We start from the raw sequence: 16,349 nt of genomic DNA, 5'->3' as shown, positions 1-16,349 counted from the left end.
GATCAAGGGGGGCGTACACAAGTGCTGACTGCACCCTATCACGGACGGTGTGCCGTGGCGGTGCGGGTGGGACAAGTCTCGTCCCACCCCCTACAACGCGGCCGGTGCGGAGTCTGTTCCGTCTTCCGCGATGTCCCGTGCCGGGCTCTCAGCCCGCCGAGGGTGTCCGGGCCTCCTGCGCCTCCTCCGCGATCCGCTCGAACTGCGCGGCCATGGCCGTTTGCAGGGCCTGGGCGGCCGAGAGCGGGCGCACCATCACCGTCAGTTCGTCGATGCGGCCGGACGCGTCCAGGTGCAGGAAGTCGCAGCCGCTGATCTCGCGGTCGCCCACCCGCGCCGCGAAGAGCAGGGCGTGGTCGCGGCCGTCCGCCTCGCCGATGACCCGCTCGTAGCGGAAGTCCTCGAAGACGCGCTCGACCGCGCGCAGGATCGCCGCCGTGATCGCCTTGCCCCGGTAGGGCTTGAAGACGACGGGGCTGGAGAAGACCACGTCGTCGGCCAGCAGTGCTTCGACGGCGTCGATGTCGTGTGCCTCGACCGCCGCGCGGAATGCCCGCATCGCAACTCCTTCGTACTCAACTAATTGAATAAGTGTGGAGTAGAGTAGTCGGACTGGTCCTCGCTTGCTAGCGTGTCGACATGTCTCTCAAGTACGCCGTCCTGGCCGCCCTGCTCGAGGGCGAGGCCTCGGGCTACGAGCTGTCCAAGGTGTTCGACGTGTCGCTCGCCAACTTCTGGCCCGCCACGCCGCAGCAGCTCTACCGGGAGCTGGAGCGCCTCGCGGGCGACGGACTCATCGAGGCCCGGACCGTGCCGCAGGAACGCAGGCCCACCAAGCGGCTGTTCTCGCTCACCGAGGCGGGCCGGGAGCAGCTCGGCGTCTTCGCCGCCGCGCCGACCCGGCGGCCCACCGCCATCCGCGACGAGTTCCTGATCAAGATGCAGGCCATGGACGGCGTCGACCCGGCGGCGGTCCGCGCGCTGGTCGAGGAGCGCAGGGCCTGGGCGCTGGGCAAACTCGCCCGCTACGAGCGGGTGCGGGAACGCCTCCTGGACGGCCGCACCGAGGAGGAACACCTCCGGGACGCCGACCGCGTCGGGCCCTACCTCACCCTGGCCGCCGGTATCACGTTCGAGCGGGAGAACGCCCGCTGGTGCGAGCGCGTACTCGCCGTGCTCGACGAGCGCCGCGCTCCCACGGGGCCCGCCGGACAGGCCCTAGGCTGACCGGATGTTCAGACCCGAAGGCCCCACCCTGCGCGAACTCGCCGTCCAGGCACTGTCCTCGGTCGAGCACGGCTACGACCTGCTCGCCCCGAAGTTCGACCACACCCCGTACCGGACGCCGGACCGGGTGCTGGACGCCGTGGCCCGCGCGCTGGAGCCGCTGGGACCCTTCGACGCCGGACTCGACCTGTGCTGCGGCACCGGCGCGGGCGTCGGCGCGCTGGCCCGGGTGTGCCAACGGGGCGTGACCGGGGTGGACTTCAGTGCGGGCATGCTGGACGTCGCGCGCGGGCGCACCCTGCCACCGGGCCCGGCGGTCTCCTGGGTGCGCGCGGACGCCCGCGCCCTGCCCTTCGGCCCCGCCTTCGACCTCGTGGTCAGCTTCGGGGCGTTCGGGCACTTCCTGCCCCGCGAACTGCCGGGCCTGTTCGGCCAGGTGCGCTCCGTGCTCCGGCCGGACGGCTGCTTCGCCTTCCCCGTCGTCGCCCCGCCCCGGCCCGGCTCCCCGGGGTACTGGACGCTGCTCGGCTTCGACGCGGCGATGCGGGTGCGCAACGCGCTGTGGCGGCCGCCGTTCGTCATGTACTACCGGACGTTCCGGCTCGGGGACGTGGGCCGCGAGCTGTCGCGGGCCGGCTTCCGGACGGTCCTGCGCGCCCTGCCGGAGTTCGGACACCGCCCCGACGGCAGCCCGCGGGTCCGGCTGGTCGTGGCCCGGCGACTCCCGTAGGGCGAGAGGTCAGCCGGCCGCCGGCAGCGTGAACTCGTAGACCAGGGCGTCCTGTCGGGTGTCCACCAGGAGATCGGTGATCTCCAGCGGGCGCGCGTACTGGTCGTGCACCCGCCGAACGACCCGGACCGACGCGGTGTCGGGCTGGAGCGTGATGGTGTCCCGGTGATGCAGCGTCAGGCCCGCGCGGCGCATCCAGTCGTAGGCCCGCCGCAACTGCGCGCAGGCGACCCCGTCGGCCCGGTCGCGGTAGCGGGCCAGTTCCTCGACCTCGGCCAGCGCCACGGCGGAAAACGATGTCACCGCGGTCCGCCTGCCGTTGCCGCCGGCCGCCGCCGAGGTGTAGCGGTGCATCAGGGTCGGCCGGCCCGGCACCAGCCCCAGCGCCGCGGCGTGCTCCGGTGGCGGCGTCCCCCAGACGACGGTGGCACGGTCGCCGGTGCGCGGCTCCGCCGCCCGGGCGCCGACCGGGAAGACCAGGGGCGCCGCACTTCCGGCCGGCGGTCCCGGCAGGGCGACATGACTGCCCCGCCGGTCGGTGGTGAGGAGACCGTCGCGGCGCAGCACGTCCAGGGCCTGCCGCACGGTCTCCCGGCTGACTCCGAAGTGCTCCGCCAGCCGCCGCTCGCCGGGCAGCCGTTCACCCGGGGGGACGGTCCCGTCGCGCAACTCGCCGAGCAGTTGGTCCGCCACCCGTCGGTACAGGGGCGGCGGGGCGTCGGCGGGTGCCGCAGCGGGTGCCGGATCGGCGGGGGGCTGGTCGTGCGGGGTGGTGCGGGCCATGCCGCGCCTCCTGTTGATGACGTACGGTAGCCGCGCGGGCTCGGTGCGCCACCAGGATTACCATTGGTCTAAACCAGGTGGGAAGTCCGGTCCGCCGGTTCGGCCGAAACCCCACCCACGAACCTCAGGCGTGGCGGCTCAGCCAGCGCAGCTTCGCGGCCTCCTGGTACGGCCCGCCGCCCTCGTGATCGTTGAAGTCGTACACCTCGATCGTCCGGTCCTCGTGCGACCAGGCGTTGAACGCGGCGAAAACGGTCGACGGCGGGCAGGTCTGGTCCTCCAGGGCGGCCGAGAACAGGGCCGGGGCCCGGCCCCGCGCCGCGAAGTGCACGCCGTCGAAGTAGGACAGCGTGCGCAGCGCGTCCCCGGTCCGGCCGCGGTGGGTCTTCAGGTACAGGCCGACCTCGCGGTAGGGGTGCCGGTCGGTGAGCGTGGTCGCACGCGGGAAGTCGCACAGGAACGGCACGTCCGGCGCGACGGCGACCAGGTCCGGCACCAGGCCGCCCACCGCGATCGTGATGCCGCCGCCCTGGCTCGCGCCCAGCGCGACGGTGCGGGCCGGGTCGGTCAGCGGGTGCGAACGGGCCGCCTCGACCGCGCGCACGGCGTCGGTGAAGACCCGGCGGTAGTAGTAGTTCTCCGGAGCGTCCAGGCCCCGGGTCATGAACCCCGGGTACGCGGGCGTGCCGCCGACGGGGTCCGCGGTGCCGCCACCGCCGCCCCAGGCGCTGCCCTGACCCCGGGTGTCCATCACGAAGTGGGCCCGGCCGCTGGACGCCCACAGCAGGTGCTCGTGCGGCAGCCCGCGCCCACCGCCGTACCCGACGAACTCCACGACCAGCGGCAACGGCTCGGCCGCCGCGGCCGGAAGGATCAGCCAGCCCTTCACCGGGTGGCCGCCGAACCCGGCGAACGTCACGTCGTACACCCGCACCGTGGACAGTCCCGTGTCGACCGGATCGAAGCGGGCGTCCAGCTCGTGCTCGCGGGCCTCGGCGAGCGTCTTGCTCCAGAACGCGTCGAAGTCCTCGGGCTCGGCCGACGCGCTGCGGTAGGCGTGGAGTTCGTCGAGCGGAAGGTCGAACATGGCCATCGGGAACCGCCTTTGCGGAGAGACGCAGCAGACCGTACGGGTGATCACACGGTACGTGAGCGGCTCGCGGAAACGCCAGGTCCGGCCGCCCTCGGCAACCGCGTGGGCGGGGGCGGTGTCAGGCCCGGCGGTGGGTCCACTGCGGCTCCGTGAGCGCCCAGTCGCGGTCCCACTCCGCCATGCGGTGCCGCAGGGCCACCGCGCGTACGGCGCGGTGCGCGAGGAGCACCGTGAGCACCGTCCCGATGGTGGTGAACGAGCCGATGGTGGCGCTGTGCTGCCAGATCTCGGCACCGTCCGACGGCGGGGGCACGCTCTGGCCGTGGGCATCCAGCCACACGTCGACGGTGTCACCGTGCCGGGTGTCGGCCGGCACCCGCGCCGTGGTGCTCTTCTCCGTGCCGTCCGGTGCCTTCCAGTGGACGGTGGCACGGTAGGAGTGCTGTCCGCCGAGCTGTCCCGTCGACAGGGCGCTCGGGGTGCGGTCCACCACCGTGGCCCGGACGTGGTGCCGTTCGGCCCGCTGTTCCGCGACGATCGCCTGCGCCTGCCCGTAGCCCCACCACGCGGTGGCGGCACCGAGCGCCGGCGCGGCCACGAACAGCAGCAGGGCGACGACCACCTTGGTCCACGCCTCGACGACGTCCGACCTGCGCCGCAGTGGATTGGGCCGCCGGCGCCGGCCGCGTACCCGGATTCGCATGTCGACCTCCCCGCGATCACCGCGACCGGAGGAGCGGACGGACGGCCGTCGAGCGCGGGGGCCGCCGCGCCTTCGTGTCGCGCCCTGTGTGCGAGTGCCCGCACTGGACTGGTACCCAGTCCTGCGGGCCTCGCTCACGAACCGGGCGGGATCAGCCGAAGCGTTCGATCCGGATCCGGTCCACCGGCTGTCCGGCCGCCACCAGCAGCCGCGACGCGTGCTCCGCGAACGCGTTCGACCCGCACACGTAGGCCTCCCAGCCGCCGGCGGGCGGCTCGGCGAGGAGCGGCGCCACATGCGCGGACGTCAGCCGGCCCACGGGCGTCCCGGCCGGTGCCGTGCGGGTGAACACGGGCGTCGTCTCCGCACCGAACTCACGGGCGTAGATCAGCTCCTCGGGGCCGCGCGCGGACGCGAGGAGCCGCAGCGGCACGGTGAGCCCCCGCGCCCGGTGGTGCCGCACCATCGACATCAGCGGAACTACGCCGGACCCGGCGCCGAGCAGCAGGGCGGGCCGGTCGCCCGGCCAGGCGAAGAAGCCGCTGAGCGGACCGCGCACCTCGATCTCGTCGCCGGGCCGCGCCACCGTGTGGAACCAGCCGGACACCTCCCCGTCGGGCACCCGGTCGAGGGTCAGCTCGACGTGGCCGGACTCGTCCGGGGCGGACGCCAGCGAGTAGTGGCGCTGGGCCCGGTAGCCGTCCGCGGCGGTGAGCCGCAGCATCAGGTGCTGGCCGGGCAGGTGGCCCGCCCAGCCGGGCACGGCGAGGCGGAAGGTCGACGCGCGGGGCGTCTCGCGGCGGATCTCGGTGAGCGTGGCCGTCTGCCACGTCCCGGCCACCCGGCCGTTCACCTCGATGCGCCCGGGCACGGCGAACCGCGTCGGAGGAGTGAAGGCCCCCGCGCCCGTCGTGTGCGTGGCCGTCTCAGTCACCGGAGTACCGCTGCTCCTCCCAGGGATTGCCGCGGGCGTGGTAGCCGTTCTGCTCCCAGAAGCCCGGCTCGTCGTGGTCGAGCAGCTCGAGCCCCGCGATCCACTTCACGCTCTTCCAGAAGTACAGGTGCGGGACCACCAGCCGCGCCGGACCGCCGTGCTCGGGGGCGAGCGGCTGCCCGTCGTACTCCCACACGATCCAGGCCTGTCCGCCGGTCAGGTCCGCGAGCGGCAGGTTCGCGGTGTAGCCGGTGTGCGCGTGGGCGACGGCGTGCGTGGCCGAGGGCAGCGGACCCGCCGCGTCCAGGAAGGCGTCCAGCGACACGCCCCCGAACCGCACCCCGAACTTCGACCAGCCGGTGACGCAGTGGATGTCGCCCGCGTACCCGGAGGCCGGCAGCCGGCGCGCCCCGGCCAGGTCCCAGCTGCGGGGCTCGGCCACCAGACCGCCCACGCGGAAGGTCCAGTCGGCGGGCGCGATCTCGGGCGTGACCTCGGCGGACAGCACGGGCCAGTCGTCGCCCGCGTCGTACTGGCCGGGCGGCAGCCCCGGCCGGGCGGCGCGCGGACGCCCGGTGAAGCCTCGGGTGGTGTTCATGCGGTGGGGCCTTTCGGGCCGTCGGGGCGGGCTGCCCGCGGCCGGGTGATCAGTGCGTACTCGTCCAACCGTACGTGTCCGGAGCCGCGGCCCGGTCCCGCTCCCGGCCCGGGGCCCCGTCCGGCCACGCGTTGTACCGCTCCAGGTACGCGGCGAAGCGGAGCAGCTCCTCCTCGGGCCAGTCGGCGAGCCGCTCCCGGAAGGCGGCCCGCCGCCGCTCGGTGACCCGGTCCAGGACCTGCCGTCCGGACTCGGTCAGATGCAGAACCTGGACGCGGTGGTCGTCCGGGTCGACGCGCCGCTCGATCAGTCCGGCGCGCTCCAGCGCGGACACCTGGCGGCTGACGGTGGACTTGTCCAGGGCGTAGTGGGCGGCCAGGTCCGTGGCCCGGCGGCCGTCCCGCTCCTCCAGGTGCCCGAGCAGCGTGTACGACACCAGCGACAGCTCCGGGTGCATGCGGCCCGCCGAGGCGCGGGCCCGGCGGGCGAAGACCGTCATCTCGCGCTGGATGGTCTCCACGGCCGCGTCCGCGGGGCATCCGCCGGGAACGACGGTCGTCTCGTCCGGTGTCTCGGCAGCCGTCACCACTCCTCCTCCGCGTTGCAGGTTGCACAGTACAACTTTGACGAGGAGATCCCGGGAGTCAACCACGTGCGGGAGGTCCCCGGGGTCTGATCATTGGGGTAGTGTGTCCGTCGGCCGCGGACCGCCCCGGCCGTCGGACGACTGGGAGGTGAGACCCATTACCGCTGTGTCGGCCCGGGTGCTCTCACCTCACGGCAGTGCGGTCACCGGAGACGAGTGACCGCGAGAGCGCCCTTCGGTTCCCGAAAGGCTCTCGGCTTCCATGCCTCCCACTTTCCCCGCTTCGCCCACCCCGGTGTCCTCCTCCGCCCTCCGCGCCCCCTTCTCGGCGTCCCTCCCGTCGCCCGAGGCCGTCGTGGCCGCGCTGCGCGCCGCCGGCTGCGTCTTCGCCGAGGACGAGGCCGCGCTCATCCTGACCGCCGCCCGCACCGCCGCCGAACTCACCGCCCTGGTCGACCGCCGCGTCGGCGGCCTGCCCCTGGAACTCGTCCTGGGCTGGGCCGAGTTCCGCGGCCTGCGCATCGCGGTCGCCCCCGGTGTCTTCGTGCCCCGCCGCCGGACCGAGTTCCTGGTCTCCGAGGCCCTGGCCCACGCACCGCACGCGAACGTCGTCGTGGACCTGTGCTGCGGGTCCGGGGCCGTCGGAGCGGCACTGGCGGCCGCCCTGGACCGGCCCGAGGTGCATGCCGCCGACGTCGACCCGGCCGCCGTGCGCTGCGCCCGCGGCAACCTCGCGGACGCGGGCGGCCGGGTGTACACCGGTGACCTGTTCGACGCGCTGCCCGACGCCCTGCGCGGCCGGGTGGACATCCTCGCGGCCAACGTGCCCTACGTGCCCACCGGCGAGGTCGCCCTGCTGCCCGCCGAGGCCCGCGACCACGAACCGCTGGTCGCCCTCGACGGCGGCACCGACGGCCTCGACGTGCTGCGCAGGGTCGCGGCCGCGGCACCCGGCTGGCTGGCCCCGGGCGGCTGCCTGCTGGTCGAGACGAGCGAACGCCAGGCACCCGACGCCGTCGAAGCCTTCACCCGGGCCGGTCTGACGACCCGCCTCGCGCTCTGCGAGGAGCTGTACGCCCATGTGGTGATCGGCGTCAGGGACTGAGCGTCCCGCCGCCGCGCTGCGCCGGCGGTGTGGCCCGGGCGATCAGCAGGGCCACGTCGTCGGAGTTCTCCGGCTCGTGCAGGGTGCGCAGCAGCAGGTCGCAGACCTCCTCCAGCGGGCGGTCCGGGCCGTCCAGCAGGGCGAGGAGCGCGTCCAGCCGCTCGTCCAGCGGATGCCTGCGCGTCTCGACCAGGCCGTCGGTGTAGAACACCAGCCGGTCGCCCGGCTCCAGTCCGACCTCGGTGGTGGAGAAGGCGACGCCGCCCACTCCGAGCGGCACCCCGGTGGGCAGGTCGAGCAGCTCGGGCGGCCGGCCGGCCCGCAGGCGGACCGGGGGCAGATGCCCGGCGTTGGCGATCAGGCACCGCCGCAGGTGCGGGTCGTGGACGGCGTACAGGCAGGTGGCGATGGCCTGGTCCAGGCCCGCCGTGGTCCGCTCCAGGTGCCCGAGCAGTTGCGCGGGGTCCAGTTCGAGGGCGGCCAGGGTGTTCGTCGCGGTGCGCAGCCGCCCCATGGAGGCCGCCGCCGCGATACCGCTGCCCATCACGTCGCCCACCACGAGCGCGGTCCTGCCGCCCGCCAGCTCGATCACGTCGAACCAGTCGCCGCCGACCTCGCTGGTGCCCCCGGCCGGCTGGTACCGGGAGGCGACCTCGAGACCGCCCGTCACCGGCGGATGGCTGGGCAGCAGGCTGCGCTGGAGGGTGAGGGCGGTGTCGCGGGCGTTCTGGTACCAGCGGGCGTTGTCGATCTGCAGCGCCGCCCGCGCGGCCAGCTCCCGGGCCAGCAGCAGGTCGTCCTCGTCGAACGGCAGCGGGTTGGAGATCCGCTTCAGGTCCAGGGCGCCGAGCACCTCGCCCCGCGCGATCAGCGGCACGGCCAGGTACGAGTGGACGCCCGCCCCGCGCAGCAACCCGGCCGCCTCCGGCGAGCGGGCGATGCGTCCCAGGTCCTCCCGCGTCACCCGGGCCACCAGCACCGGGCGGCCGGTGCGCACGCACTCGGTGACCAGGCGGTCCGGTCCGTACCGGGCGACGCCGCCGGGCGGGTCGGCGGCCCGCAGGGCGTCCCGGGCCCCGTCGTCCGCGCGCACGGCCAGCGCCCTGATCACCGCGGGTTCGGCCGGGCCCAGGGTGCTGCGCCGGCCCTCCACGACGGCGTCCAGCAGGTCCACGGCGGCGACGTCCGCGAGGCCGGGCACCGCCACGTCGGCCAGCTCGTACGCGGTGCGGTCCAGCCGCAGCGTGGTGCCGATCCGGGCGGAGGCGTCCGCCACGGCGGCGAGCCGGCGCCGCGCGCCCTCGGCCTCGGCGGCCGTCCGGTACTGCTCGGTCACGTCGACGATCGAGACCGCCACCCCCAGCACGGCGCCCAGGGCGTCCTCCAGCCGGTACAGCGACACCGACCAGGCGTGCTCCTCGTCCGGGTCGGCGGGCGTCCGCCCGGTCGCGGGCAGGTCGACCACCGGACGCCCGGTCTCCAGCACCCCGCGCGCCGCCGCCTCCAGCGGGTCGGCGTCCACCTGCGGCAGCAGCTCACGGACCGTCCGGCCGAGGTGCTCCTCGGCGGGGATGCCGTTGAGCTGTTCCAGCGCCGGGTTGACCGAGACGTACCGCAGGTCGGTGTCCAGGACGGCCAGCCCGATCGGGGACTGCATGATCACCCTCGTGGACAGGGCCACGTCCCGCTCCAGCCGGCGGACCATCGACTGGTCGGCCGCGAGTCCCAGGGCGTAGACGTCCCCGCGGTCGTCGAGCAGCCGCATGTTGCGGAACTCGACCAGCCGGGTGCTGCCGTCCTTGTGCCGGACGGGGAAGGCGCCCGCCCAGCTCCGGCCCGTCCTCATGACGTCCCCGAACAGCTTGACGACCAGGTCCAGATGGCGTTCGTCGACCATGATGCGGGCGGCGTACCGCCCCAGCGCCTCCGGTGCGGACCAGCCGAACAGCTCCTCGGCCTGCGGGCTCCACAGGACGATCCGGCCCTCGGCGTCCAGCACGATCGAGGCCACGTTCAGCAGGTCGAGCAGTCCACTGGGCCGCACGGGTCCGCGCGGCGACGGCTCGCCCTCGAACCCCGCAGACCCCGCTGCACCCATCCCACGCCCCGCCTTCACCGTCCGACGCGGCACGCCCTTCGCTGCCGACCCCCCTGTTCTACCGCGTTCCGCCGCGTGAAGGGCCGGTGCCGCCGGGGCTCCGCCGTCTCCTTCCAGCATCTCCCCGCAGGCCGGGGACCGCCGCACGAAGCGCGTCCGGAGTTGGTCTGTACATGACTCTACGGACGGTCCAGACTGTGCGCCGAGTGCCGCCCGCCCGCCCGTGCCGCCCGGCCACCCCCACCGAGGAGCCCCCATGCCCCTGCGTGCCAGGCAACGTTGTCACACCGCCCTGACCGGACTCGCCGTCCTCGCTCTCGCCGTCGGCCTCGCGGGTCCGGCACAGGCGGACGCCCCGGCCCCCGCCGCAGGTGCCCGGACCGCGGACACCTGGACCGAGGTGGGCTCCGACCGAGCCGACCCGCTGACCGAGAGCCAGGGCCTGGCCTCGGTCGAGGTCCCGGCCGGCAGCCCCAACCGCTACACCGGCATAGGCACCATCCCGCTCGGCCTCAGCACCCGCGGCTGGAACCACGTCGGCGACCCCGACGCCTCCTACGACGGCCACTACGTCGAGCCGTACCAGCGCGACGACGGGAACACGAAGATGTTCCGCGTACAGGCACCGGACGGGAGCTGGTCGGAGTACGTGCACACGCTGAGCCCCGGCGAGGCGCTGAACAACTCGTGGTCCGCCGTCTCGCCCGACGGCCAGTGGATGCTGGCGGGCGAGTGGGGCACCATGAACCGGCTGCTGGTCTTCCCGAACCCGGGAGTCAACCCCGCCACCTCGCCCTCGGCGAACCTCCCGCAGGCGGCCACCGTCCACCTGGACCACGCCGTGCGCGACGTCCAGGGCTGCGACTTCCTGGACGCCACCACGCTGCTGTGCTCCTCCGACGACCCGGAGGGCACGCTCTTCGGCATCACCAAACCGCTGCTGCGGATCGACCTGTCGGCGGCACCGAACGGCACCGCCGACGTCACCGGACACGTCACCGCGCTGCGGCAGCTGCCCCTGCGCAGCGCCTGCTCGGGCGGCTTCGAGGCGGAGGGCATCGACTACGACCGGCGTAGCGGCACCCTGCGCGTGATCGTCGTGTCGCCGGGCTTCTGTGTGCTCACGGACAGCAAGACGTACCGGTTCACCCGGGGCTGACCGCGGTCCGGCTCCGGCCCCTTCGCGCCGGGCCGCCGGTGGTGCTTTTCTGGTGGTATCGGCGAGAGCGGTTTCGGTCACGACCACGAGAGGGAGCGATCACGATGGACGGTGAGCGACTGCATCCGGAGTCCGTCTCGGTGGAGCTGAGCGGATGCAGCAAGGAGGACGCCCGGACCGTGTTCGACACCCTGTGCGCGTGCTTCTCCTCCGACCGGCACGCGGGCGACGTGACCCGGGAGTACGACGAGGTGCGCCCGACCGTGTGGCTCGGCACCTTCGACGTGGCCGACGAGCAGCCGGGCGAGTGCGACCCCGCTCGGCTCGGGGCGTCCGTGGAGGCCGACGCGCAGGGCGGCTATTGGGCGATCGAGAGGTTGCGCACCACCCTGGACTCCCTGTTCACCGTGCACGACCTGAGCCAGGCCTCCGGGGACCAGGAGCGGGAACTGCACGTACGGCTCGAGAGCCGCTGACGGAGTCCGCCGGCGTCGGTGTGGCGTACGCCGCGTCCTTATGCAACTAGTTGCACAAAGGCGTGGCGGTCCTCTACAACAGAGGCACCACACCGCGCACGGAGGGCCCGATGAGCCGTTACCCGCACCTGCTGAGCCCGCTCGACCTAGGCTTCACCACGCTCCCCAACCGGGTCCTGATGGGCTCCATGCACGTCGGCCTGGAAGAGGCCGAGCGCGGGTTCGAGCGCATGGCCGCCTTCTACGCCGCCCGGGCCCGCGGGGGAGTGGGCCTGATCGTCACCGGCGGCATCGCCCCCAACGACGAGGGCCGCCCGTACGAGGGCGGCGCCAAGCTCACCTGCGAGGCGGAGGCGGAGCAGCACCGTGTCGTCACCGACGCCGTGCACCGCGAGGGCGGCCGCATCGCCCTCCAGATCCTGCACTTCGGCCGCTACGCCTACCACGCGGACCTGGTCGCCCCGAGCGCCCTCCAGGCCCCGATCAGCCCGCACGTCCCGCGCGAGCTGACCGACGCCGAGGTCGAGCGCACGATCGACGACTACGTCCGCACCGCCCGCCTCGCCCGCGAGGCCGGGTACGACGGCGTCGAGATCATGGGCTCCGAGGGCTACCTGATCAACGAGTTCATCGCCGCGCGGACCAACCACCGCACCGACCGCTGGGGCGGCTCGTACGAGAACCGCACGCGCTTCCCCGTCGAGATCGTCCGCCGGGTGCGCGAGGCGGTCGGCGAGGACTTCATCGTCGTCTACCGCCTGTCGATGCTCGACCTGGTGCCCGGCGGCTCCACCCTCGACGAGGTGATCACCCTCGCCAAGGCCGTGGAAGCCGCCGGGGCCACCCTCATCAACACCGGCATCGGCTGGCACGAGGCCCGCATCCCCACCATCGCCACCTCCGTGCCCCGCGGCGCCTACACCTGGGTGACCAAGCGCCTCATGGGCGAGGTGTCCGTCCCGCTCGTCACCACCAACCGCATCAACACCCCCGAGGTCGCCGAGGCCCTGCTCGCCGAGGGCACCGCCGACATGGTCTCGATGGCCCGCCCGATGCTCGCCGACCCCGACTTCGTCGCCAAGGCCGCGGCCGGCCGCCCCGAGGCCATCAACACCTGCATCGGCTGCAACCAGGCCTGCCTGGACCACACCTTCAGCGGCAAGATCACCTCCTGTCTGGTCAACCCGCGCGCCTGCCACGAGACCGAGCTGGTCCTGTCCCCGACCCGGCGCCGCAAGCGCGTCGCGGTCGTCGGCGCCGGACCGGCCGGCCTCGCCTGCGCGGTGAGCGCCGCCGAACGCGGCCACGAGGTCACCCTGTTCGACGCCGCGAGCGAGATCGGCGGACAGCTCAACGTCGCCCGCAAGGTCCCCGGCAAGCAGGAGTTCGACGAGACGCTGCGCTACTTCCGCACGCAGCTCGCGGCGCACGGCGTCGACGTGCGCCTGAACACCCGCGTCGGCGTCGACGACCTCACCGGTCACGACGAGGTCGTCGTCGCCACCGGCGTCACCCCCCGCACGCCCGACATCCCCGGCGTCGACCACCCGTCCGTCGTCGGCTACCTCGACGTCCTGCGCGACGGCGCCCCCGTCGGCGAACGCGTCGCGATCCTCGGCGCGGGCGGCATCGGCTTCGACGTCGCCGAGTACCTCACCGACGGCGGCGACAAGGCGCACGAGGACCCCGAGACGTACTTCCGCCTCTGGGGCGTCGACACCGGCTACCGCGCCCCCGGTGGCCTCGCCGCGCCCGAGCGCTCCGCGCCGCCGCGCACCGTCCACCTGCTCCAGCGCAAGACCACCAAGGTCGGCGCCGGGCTCGGCAAGACCACCGGCTGGATCCACCGCACCGAACTGAAGCACCGCGGCGTCACCATGGTCCCGGGCGCGCGCTACGACCGGATCGACGACGCCGGACTGCACATCACCGTCGGCGACGAGTCCACCGTGCTGGAGGTCGACACCGTCGTGCTGTGCACCGGGCAGGAGCCGAGCCGGGGCCTGTACGACGACCTGGTCGCCGCCGGACACCGCGCGCACCTCATCGGCGGCGCCGACGTGGCCGCCGAACTGGACGCCAAGCGCGCCGTCAAACAGGGCACCGAGCTGGCGGCGGCGCTCTAGAAGAGGGTGGGTGCGGAGGACGGGAGGGGCGCGGGCGGAGGACGGGCCGTCCCTAGGATGAGGCCATGTCACTCCCGCACGCGATCCTCACCGCCCTGGTCGAAAAGCCGTCGTCCGGGCTGGAGCTGACCCGCCGGTTCGACAGGTCGATCGGCTACTTCTGGTCGGCGACGCACCAGCAGATCTACCGCGAGCTGGGAAAACTGGAGGCACAGGGCCTGATCCGTGCGCTGCCCGGCCAGCAGCCGGCCCGCGGCCAGAAGAAGTCCTACGAGGTCCTGCCCGCCGGCCGGGCCGAACTGTCCCGCTGGACCGCTGCCCCGCAGGATCCCAAGCCCCTGCGGGACACCATGCTGCTGCGGCTGCGCGCCGCCGCCGTGGTCGGCACCGCCGGTGTCGAGGCGGACCTGCGACGTCATCTGGAGCTGCACGAGCGGCAGTTGGCCGAGTACGAGGAGATCGAGCGGCGCGACTTCCCGCCCGGCCGGGACAGCACCGAGGACCGGCTGCGGCACCTGGTGCTGCGGGCCGGCATCGACCTGGAGACGTTCTGGACCCAGTGGCTCGGACACGCGCTGGCCGAGTTCGCCGAGCTGCCCGGTGACGAACCGGCCTGACACCCTTTGCGGGTGCCCCGCTCAGAACCGGTACGGCTTCGAGCGGCGGCGCAGGAACCAGGCCGCGGCGATGACGCCGGTCCCCACCAGCGCGCCGCCCGCCACCAGGGTGGCCGTGCCGTACTGCTGGACGGCACCGCCGAGACCGCCCATGACGCCGCCGGGCGAGGCGGACGGGCTGGGAGCGGCCGAGCGGCTGGGCGAGGGGGAGGGAGAGGGGGCGGAGGAGACGATGACCGTCTGGGTGCCCGCGGTGCTGTTGTTGGAGCACATGACGATCACCGTGTACGTGCCCGGCGAGATTCCCGACCAGGCCGCGGACTGACCCGAACCGCTGCCGGACAGCGCCACCTGACGCCCCTGGGCGAAGTCCCGCTGGCTGCTGGTGAGCAGCGAGGCGGTGCCCCAGCTGCCGTTGAGCTGGGCGCAGGCCGTGGTCGTGACCGACACCGTGGTCCCGGTGGTGCTCACGGAGATCCCCGGTCCCGCCGGGGCCGGCCCGGCGGCCAGGGCGACGGGCAGCACGGCGGCGGCCGCCACGGTGGCGCCGGAGCGGAGAAGCGGCGATGAGATGCGCATGTGGACTGCCCTCCGGCGGCACGGTCGGCGGTACATCCCTTGCGCCGCCGGGATCGGAAACGCCCGTGCCCCCGCTGGCAGCCAACAGGCCGCCGGCCGTGCCCGCATGCGGAGCGCGACCGCCCAGGTGACGCCCTCCCCGAGCCGGGCCCCGGCCGGCCGGGCGGCACGTCAGCCGCCGGCCCCCAACGCCACCTTCCGTTCCGCCGAGAAGCCGCCCCAGGTTCCGTCGGCCAGCCTGGCCCGGATCCGCACCCGGTGCACGACCCCGGCCTCGCGTCCGGCGTAGAAGCTGTACTCGGCGCGGTCGCGCGGTGCGTCGGCGCCGTAGACCAGCGAGGTCGCCGCACGGCCGTCCAGGTGGATCTGGTACTCGGTCACCGGTGTCTCCGTGCGCGGCGGGACCCAGGAGAGGTCCAGGTAGTAGGCCCCGTCGGCCAGGTGGGAGGCGACGCGCAGGTCGGTGGGCGCGGTGGCGTGTCCGTCGTCGGTGCCCGGGGTGGTGATCCGGACGGCGGCGCCCGCGGGGGAGACGTTGTCGGCGGCGTCCCGGGCCCGCACGGTGAACGCGTAGCGAGTGCCCGCCCGCAGTCCGGTCACCACGGCCGCCGTCTGGTTGCCGCCGACGCTGTGCACCTTCGTGTCGCCCTGGTAGACGTCGTACGACACCACACCGCGGTCGTCCTTCGCCGCCGACCAGGTGAGCTGCACCGCCCGGCTGCCCGCCGCCCGGCCGTGGACGTCTCCCGGGCGCGTCGGCGCGGAGTCGTCGGCCACCGCGGCGGGAGTGGTCGCCCGCACCTCCCGGCTGCGTGGACCGAGCCGCCCGTCGGCGTCCCGCGCCCGCACGGTGAAGACGTACGCCGTCGAGGGGCGCAGCCGGGTGACGTCCACCATCCGCTCGGCCGCCGGCACCTCCTTCACCAGCGTGCCGCCCCGATACACCTCGTAGGTCCGCACGCCGTCGACCGCGTTCCACATCACGTGCACGGTCGTCGCGCTGCCGGCCTCGGCCGTGACGCCCGTGGGTATCGCGGGCAGCCCGCCGCCGTCGCCGTCCCCGCCCGGGCCCCAGCCGCAGGAGGTGAGCAGGAGGAGCGTCCCGCAGAGCAGGGCGCACCGGCGCGGGAGAGGGGGAACGGGAACCTCGCGCACGGCTCTGCCTCCGCTGCGGCGCCGGTTGGACGGCGATGGACTGTAAAGGTCCGGACCAATATGACGCCCGTGACGCGGTCACATCAAGAGGGCCGCGGGCAACGGTCACTCGGGAGGGTTACGTATGCTGAGTCACCTCACGGCCGAACTCCCGGCGTTTCCGGGTAAGTTCGGGCCGATGGCGCGCGGACCGCTGTCGTCGCCATCCCGCGCCGGCGCGGGCGGCCGGGCGGGCCGGAGCCGGAACAGGCCCGGCCCGCCCCCCCCCCGGCCCCCCCCCCCCCCCCCCCCCCCGGCGCCCCGCGGGCGGGGGCCCCCCGGGCCGGCAAAAAGGGGTCGCGCCCGGGGTTGGGGGGCCCGTTAGGGCCCGGGTGCCGGCC

17 protein-coding genes are annotated in these 16,349 nt (G+C 74.1%); 7 read left to right on the top strand and 10 right to left on the bottom strand.

All coding sequences use genetic code 11. The features are described 5' to 3' along the window. Nucleotides 1-148: 148 nt before the first annotated feature. A complete protein-coding gene (locus tag ACFYZ3_RS31890) occupies nt 149-559 on the bottom strand; it encodes a nuclear transport factor 2 family protein (RefSeq protein WP_388524973.1) in 411 nt (136 codons plus the stop codon). Nucleotides 560-639: 80 nt separating this feature from the next. Here ACFYZ3_RS31890 and ACFYZ3_RS31885 point away from each other — a divergent pair, with 80 nt between their 5' ends. Next, nucleotides 640-1,227, top strand: a complete 588-nt coding sequence (locus tag ACFYZ3_RS31885) for a PadR family transcriptional regulator (protein ID WP_388524970.1) — start codon at nt 640-642, stop codon at nt 1,225-1,227. 4 nt (nt 1,228-1,231) lie between these two features. Further along, nucleotides 1,232-1,957, top strand: a complete 726-nt coding sequence (locus tag ACFYZ3_RS31880; protein WP_388524968.1) for a methyltransferase domain-containing protein — start codon at nt 1,232-1,234, stop codon at nt 1,955-1,957. Between the two features lie 9 nt (nt 1,958-1,966). Here ACFYZ3_RS31880 and ACFYZ3_RS31875 read toward each other — a convergent pair whose 3' ends face one another. The 6 genes from ACFYZ3_RS31875 to ACFYZ3_RS31850 form a co-directional block, all read right to left on the bottom strand. After that, nucleotides 1,967-2,740 (bottom strand): winged helix-turn-helix domain-containing protein, encoded by a 774-nt coding sequence (locus ACFYZ3_RS31875; protein WP_361014417.1) that lies wholly within the window; start codon nt 2,738-2,740, stop codon nt 1,967-1,969. Between the two features lie 124 nt (nt 2,741-2,864). Further along, on the bottom strand, nt 2,865-3,833 hold the full coding sequence (locus tag ACFYZ3_RS31870; protein ID WP_388524965.1) for an acetylxylan esterase: 969 nt from the start codon (nt 3,831-3,833) through the stop codon (nt 2,865-2,867). Between the two features lie 118 nt (nt 3,834-3,951). Next, on the bottom strand, nt 3,952-4,536 hold the full coding sequence (locus ACFYZ3_RS31865) for a hypothetical protein (RefSeq protein ID WP_388524962.1): 585 nt from the start codon (nt 4,534-4,536) through the stop codon (nt 3,952-3,954). Nucleotides 4,537-4,687: 151 nt separating this feature from the next. After that, nucleotides 4,688-5,470 carry a ferredoxin reductase gene (locus tag ACFYZ3_RS31860; RefSeq protein WP_388524960.1) on the bottom strand — a complete coding sequence of 261 codons (783 nt, stop codon included), beginning with the start codon at nt 5,468-5,470 and terminating at the stop codon, nt 4,688-4,690. Continuing rightward, nucleotides 5,463-6,068, bottom strand: a complete 606-nt coding sequence (locus ACFYZ3_RS31855) for a sulfite oxidase-like oxidoreductase (protein WP_388524957.1) — start codon at nt 6,066-6,068, stop codon at nt 5,463-5,465. Before ACFYZ3_RS31855 ends, ACFYZ3_RS31860 begins: the two co-directional genes overlap by 8 nt. Nucleotides 6,069-6,117: 49 nt before the next feature. Continuing rightward, nucleotides 6,118-6,654 (bottom strand): MarR family winged helix-turn-helix transcriptional regulator, encoded by a 537-nt coding sequence (locus tag ACFYZ3_RS31850; protein ID WP_388524955.1) that lies wholly within the window; start codon nt 6,652-6,654, stop codon nt 6,118-6,120. A 262-nt stretch (nt 6,655-6,916) separates the two neighbouring features. Between ACFYZ3_RS31850 and ACFYZ3_RS31845 the strand changes: the two genes are divergently transcribed. Continuing rightward, nucleotides 6,917-7,759, top strand: coding sequence for a putative protein N(5)-glutamine methyltransferase (locus tag ACFYZ3_RS31845; RefSeq protein ID WP_388524952.1), 843 nt, complete (start codon nt 6,917-6,919; stop codon nt 7,757-7,759). Here ACFYZ3_RS31845 and ACFYZ3_RS31840 read toward each other — a convergent pair. Beyond that, nucleotides 7,749-9,857, bottom strand: coding sequence for a SpoIIE family protein phosphatase (locus ACFYZ3_RS31840; protein WP_388524949.1), 2,109 nt, complete (start codon nt 9,855-9,857; stop codon nt 7,749-7,751). The genes ACFYZ3_RS31845 and ACFYZ3_RS31840 overlap by 11 nt on opposite strands. A 256-nt stretch (nt 9,858-10,113) precedes the next feature. On the opposite strand from ACFYZ3_RS31840, the gene ACFYZ3_RS31835 reads away from it, so the two are divergent. From ACFYZ3_RS31835 to ACFYZ3_RS31820, 4 genes are all read left to right on the top strand, one after another. After that, entirely contained in the window at nt 10,114-11,016 is a 903-nt protein-coding gene (locus ACFYZ3_RS31835) for a hypothetical protein (RefSeq protein WP_388524947.1), read from the top strand. A 104-nt stretch (nt 11,017-11,120) separates the two neighbouring features. Then, the gene (locus ACFYZ3_RS31830) at nt 11,121-11,492 is read left to right on the top strand and encodes a hypothetical protein (RefSeq protein WP_358740038.1); all 372 of its coding nucleotides are present in this window, start codon (nt 11,121-11,123) and stop codon (nt 11,490-11,492) included. Between the two features lie 110 nt (nt 11,493-11,602). After that, nucleotides 11,603-13,618 carry an FAD-dependent oxidoreductase gene (locus ACFYZ3_RS31825; protein WP_388524944.1) on the top strand — a complete coding sequence of 672 codons (2,016 nt, stop codon included), beginning with the start codon at nt 11,603-11,605 and terminating at the stop codon, nt 13,616-13,618. 65 nt (nt 13,619-13,683) lie between these two features. Continuing rightward, nucleotides 13,684-14,235 (top strand): PadR family transcriptional regulator, encoded by a 552-nt coding sequence (locus tag ACFYZ3_RS31820; protein ID WP_361014442.1) that lies wholly within the window; start codon nt 13,684-13,686, stop codon nt 14,233-14,235. Between the two features lie 21 nt (nt 14,236-14,256). Here ACFYZ3_RS31820 and ACFYZ3_RS31815 read toward each other — a convergent pair whose 3' ends face one another. After that, nucleotides 14,257-14,814, bottom strand: a complete 558-nt coding sequence (locus ACFYZ3_RS31815; protein ID WP_388524941.1) for a hypothetical protein — start codon at nt 14,812-14,814, stop codon at nt 14,257-14,259. A gap of 171 nt (nt 14,815-14,985) precedes the next feature. Continuing rightward, nucleotides 14,986-15,969 carry a fibronectin type III domain-containing protein gene (locus tag ACFYZ3_RS31810; protein WP_388524939.1) on the bottom strand — a complete coding sequence of 328 codons (984 nt, stop codon included), beginning with the start codon at nt 15,967-15,969 and terminating at the stop codon, nt 14,986-14,988. Nucleotides 15,970-16,349 lie beyond the last annotated feature (380 nt).

The organism is Streptomyces sp. NPDC001599, assembly GCF_042893535.1.
Lineage (GTDB): Bacteria > Actinomycetota > Actinomycetes > Streptomycetales > Streptomycetaceae > Streptomyces.
This window is presented reverse-complemented; position numbering and strand designations above follow the sequence as displayed.

Excerpts from the sequence above, each read along its gene's own strand:
- ACFYZ3_RS31820 (WP_361014442.1), top strand. The coding sequence starts at position 13,684 with ATGTCACTCCCGCACGCGATCCTCACCGCCCTGGTCGAAAAGCCGTCG.
- ACFYZ3_RS31835 (WP_388524947.1), top strand. The coding sequence starts at position 10,114 with ATGCCCCTGCGTGCCAGGCAACGTTGTCACACCGCCCTGACCGGACTC.
- ACFYZ3_RS31880 (WP_388524968.1), top strand. The coding sequence starts at position 1,232 with ATGTTCAGACCCGAAGGCCCCACCCTGCGCGAACTCGCCGTCCAGGCA.
- ACFYZ3_RS31845 (WP_388524952.1), top strand. The coding sequence starts at position 6,917 with ATGCCTCCCACTTTCCCCGCTTCGCCCACCCCGGTGTCCTCCTCCGCC.
- ACFYZ3_RS31875 (WP_361014417.1), bottom strand. The coding sequence starts at position 2,740 with ATGGCCCGCACCACCCCGCACGACCAGCCCCCCGCCGATCCGGCACCC.
- ACFYZ3_RS31885 (WP_388524970.1), top strand. The coding sequence starts at position 640 with ATGTCTCTCAAGTACGCCGTCCTGGCCGCCCTGCTCGAGGGCGAGGCC.
- ACFYZ3_RS31890 (WP_388524973.1), bottom strand. The coding sequence starts at position 559 with ATGCGGGCATTCCGCGCGGCGGTCGAGGCACACGACATCGACGCCGTC.
- ACFYZ3_RS31815 (WP_388524941.1), bottom strand. The coding sequence starts at position 14,814 with ATGCGCATCTCATCGCCGCTTCTCCGCTCCGGCGCCACCGTGGCGGCC.
- ACFYZ3_RS31830 (WP_358740038.1), top strand. The coding sequence starts at position 11,121 with ATGGACGGTGAGCGACTGCATCCGGAGTCCGTCTCGGTGGAGCTGAGC.
- ACFYZ3_RS31825 (WP_388524944.1), top strand. The coding sequence starts at position 11,603 with ATGAGCCGTTACCCGCACCTGCTGAGCCCGCTCGACCTAGGCTTCACC.
- ACFYZ3_RS31855 (WP_388524957.1), bottom strand. The coding sequence starts at position 6,068 with ATGAACACCACCCGAGGCTTCACCGGGCGTCCGCGCGCCGCCCGGCCG.
- ACFYZ3_RS31840 (WP_388524949.1), bottom strand. The coding sequence starts at position 9,857 with ATGGGTGCAGCGGGGTCTGCGGGGTTCGAGGGCGAGCCGTCGCCGCGC.
- ACFYZ3_RS31865 (WP_388524962.1), bottom strand. The coding sequence starts at position 4,536 with ATGCGAATCCGGGTACGCGGCCGGCGCCGGCGGCCCAATCCACTGCGG.
- ACFYZ3_RS31870 (WP_388524965.1), bottom strand. The coding sequence starts at position 3,833 with ATGGCCATGTTCGACCTTCCGCTCGACGAACTCCACGCCTACCGCAGC.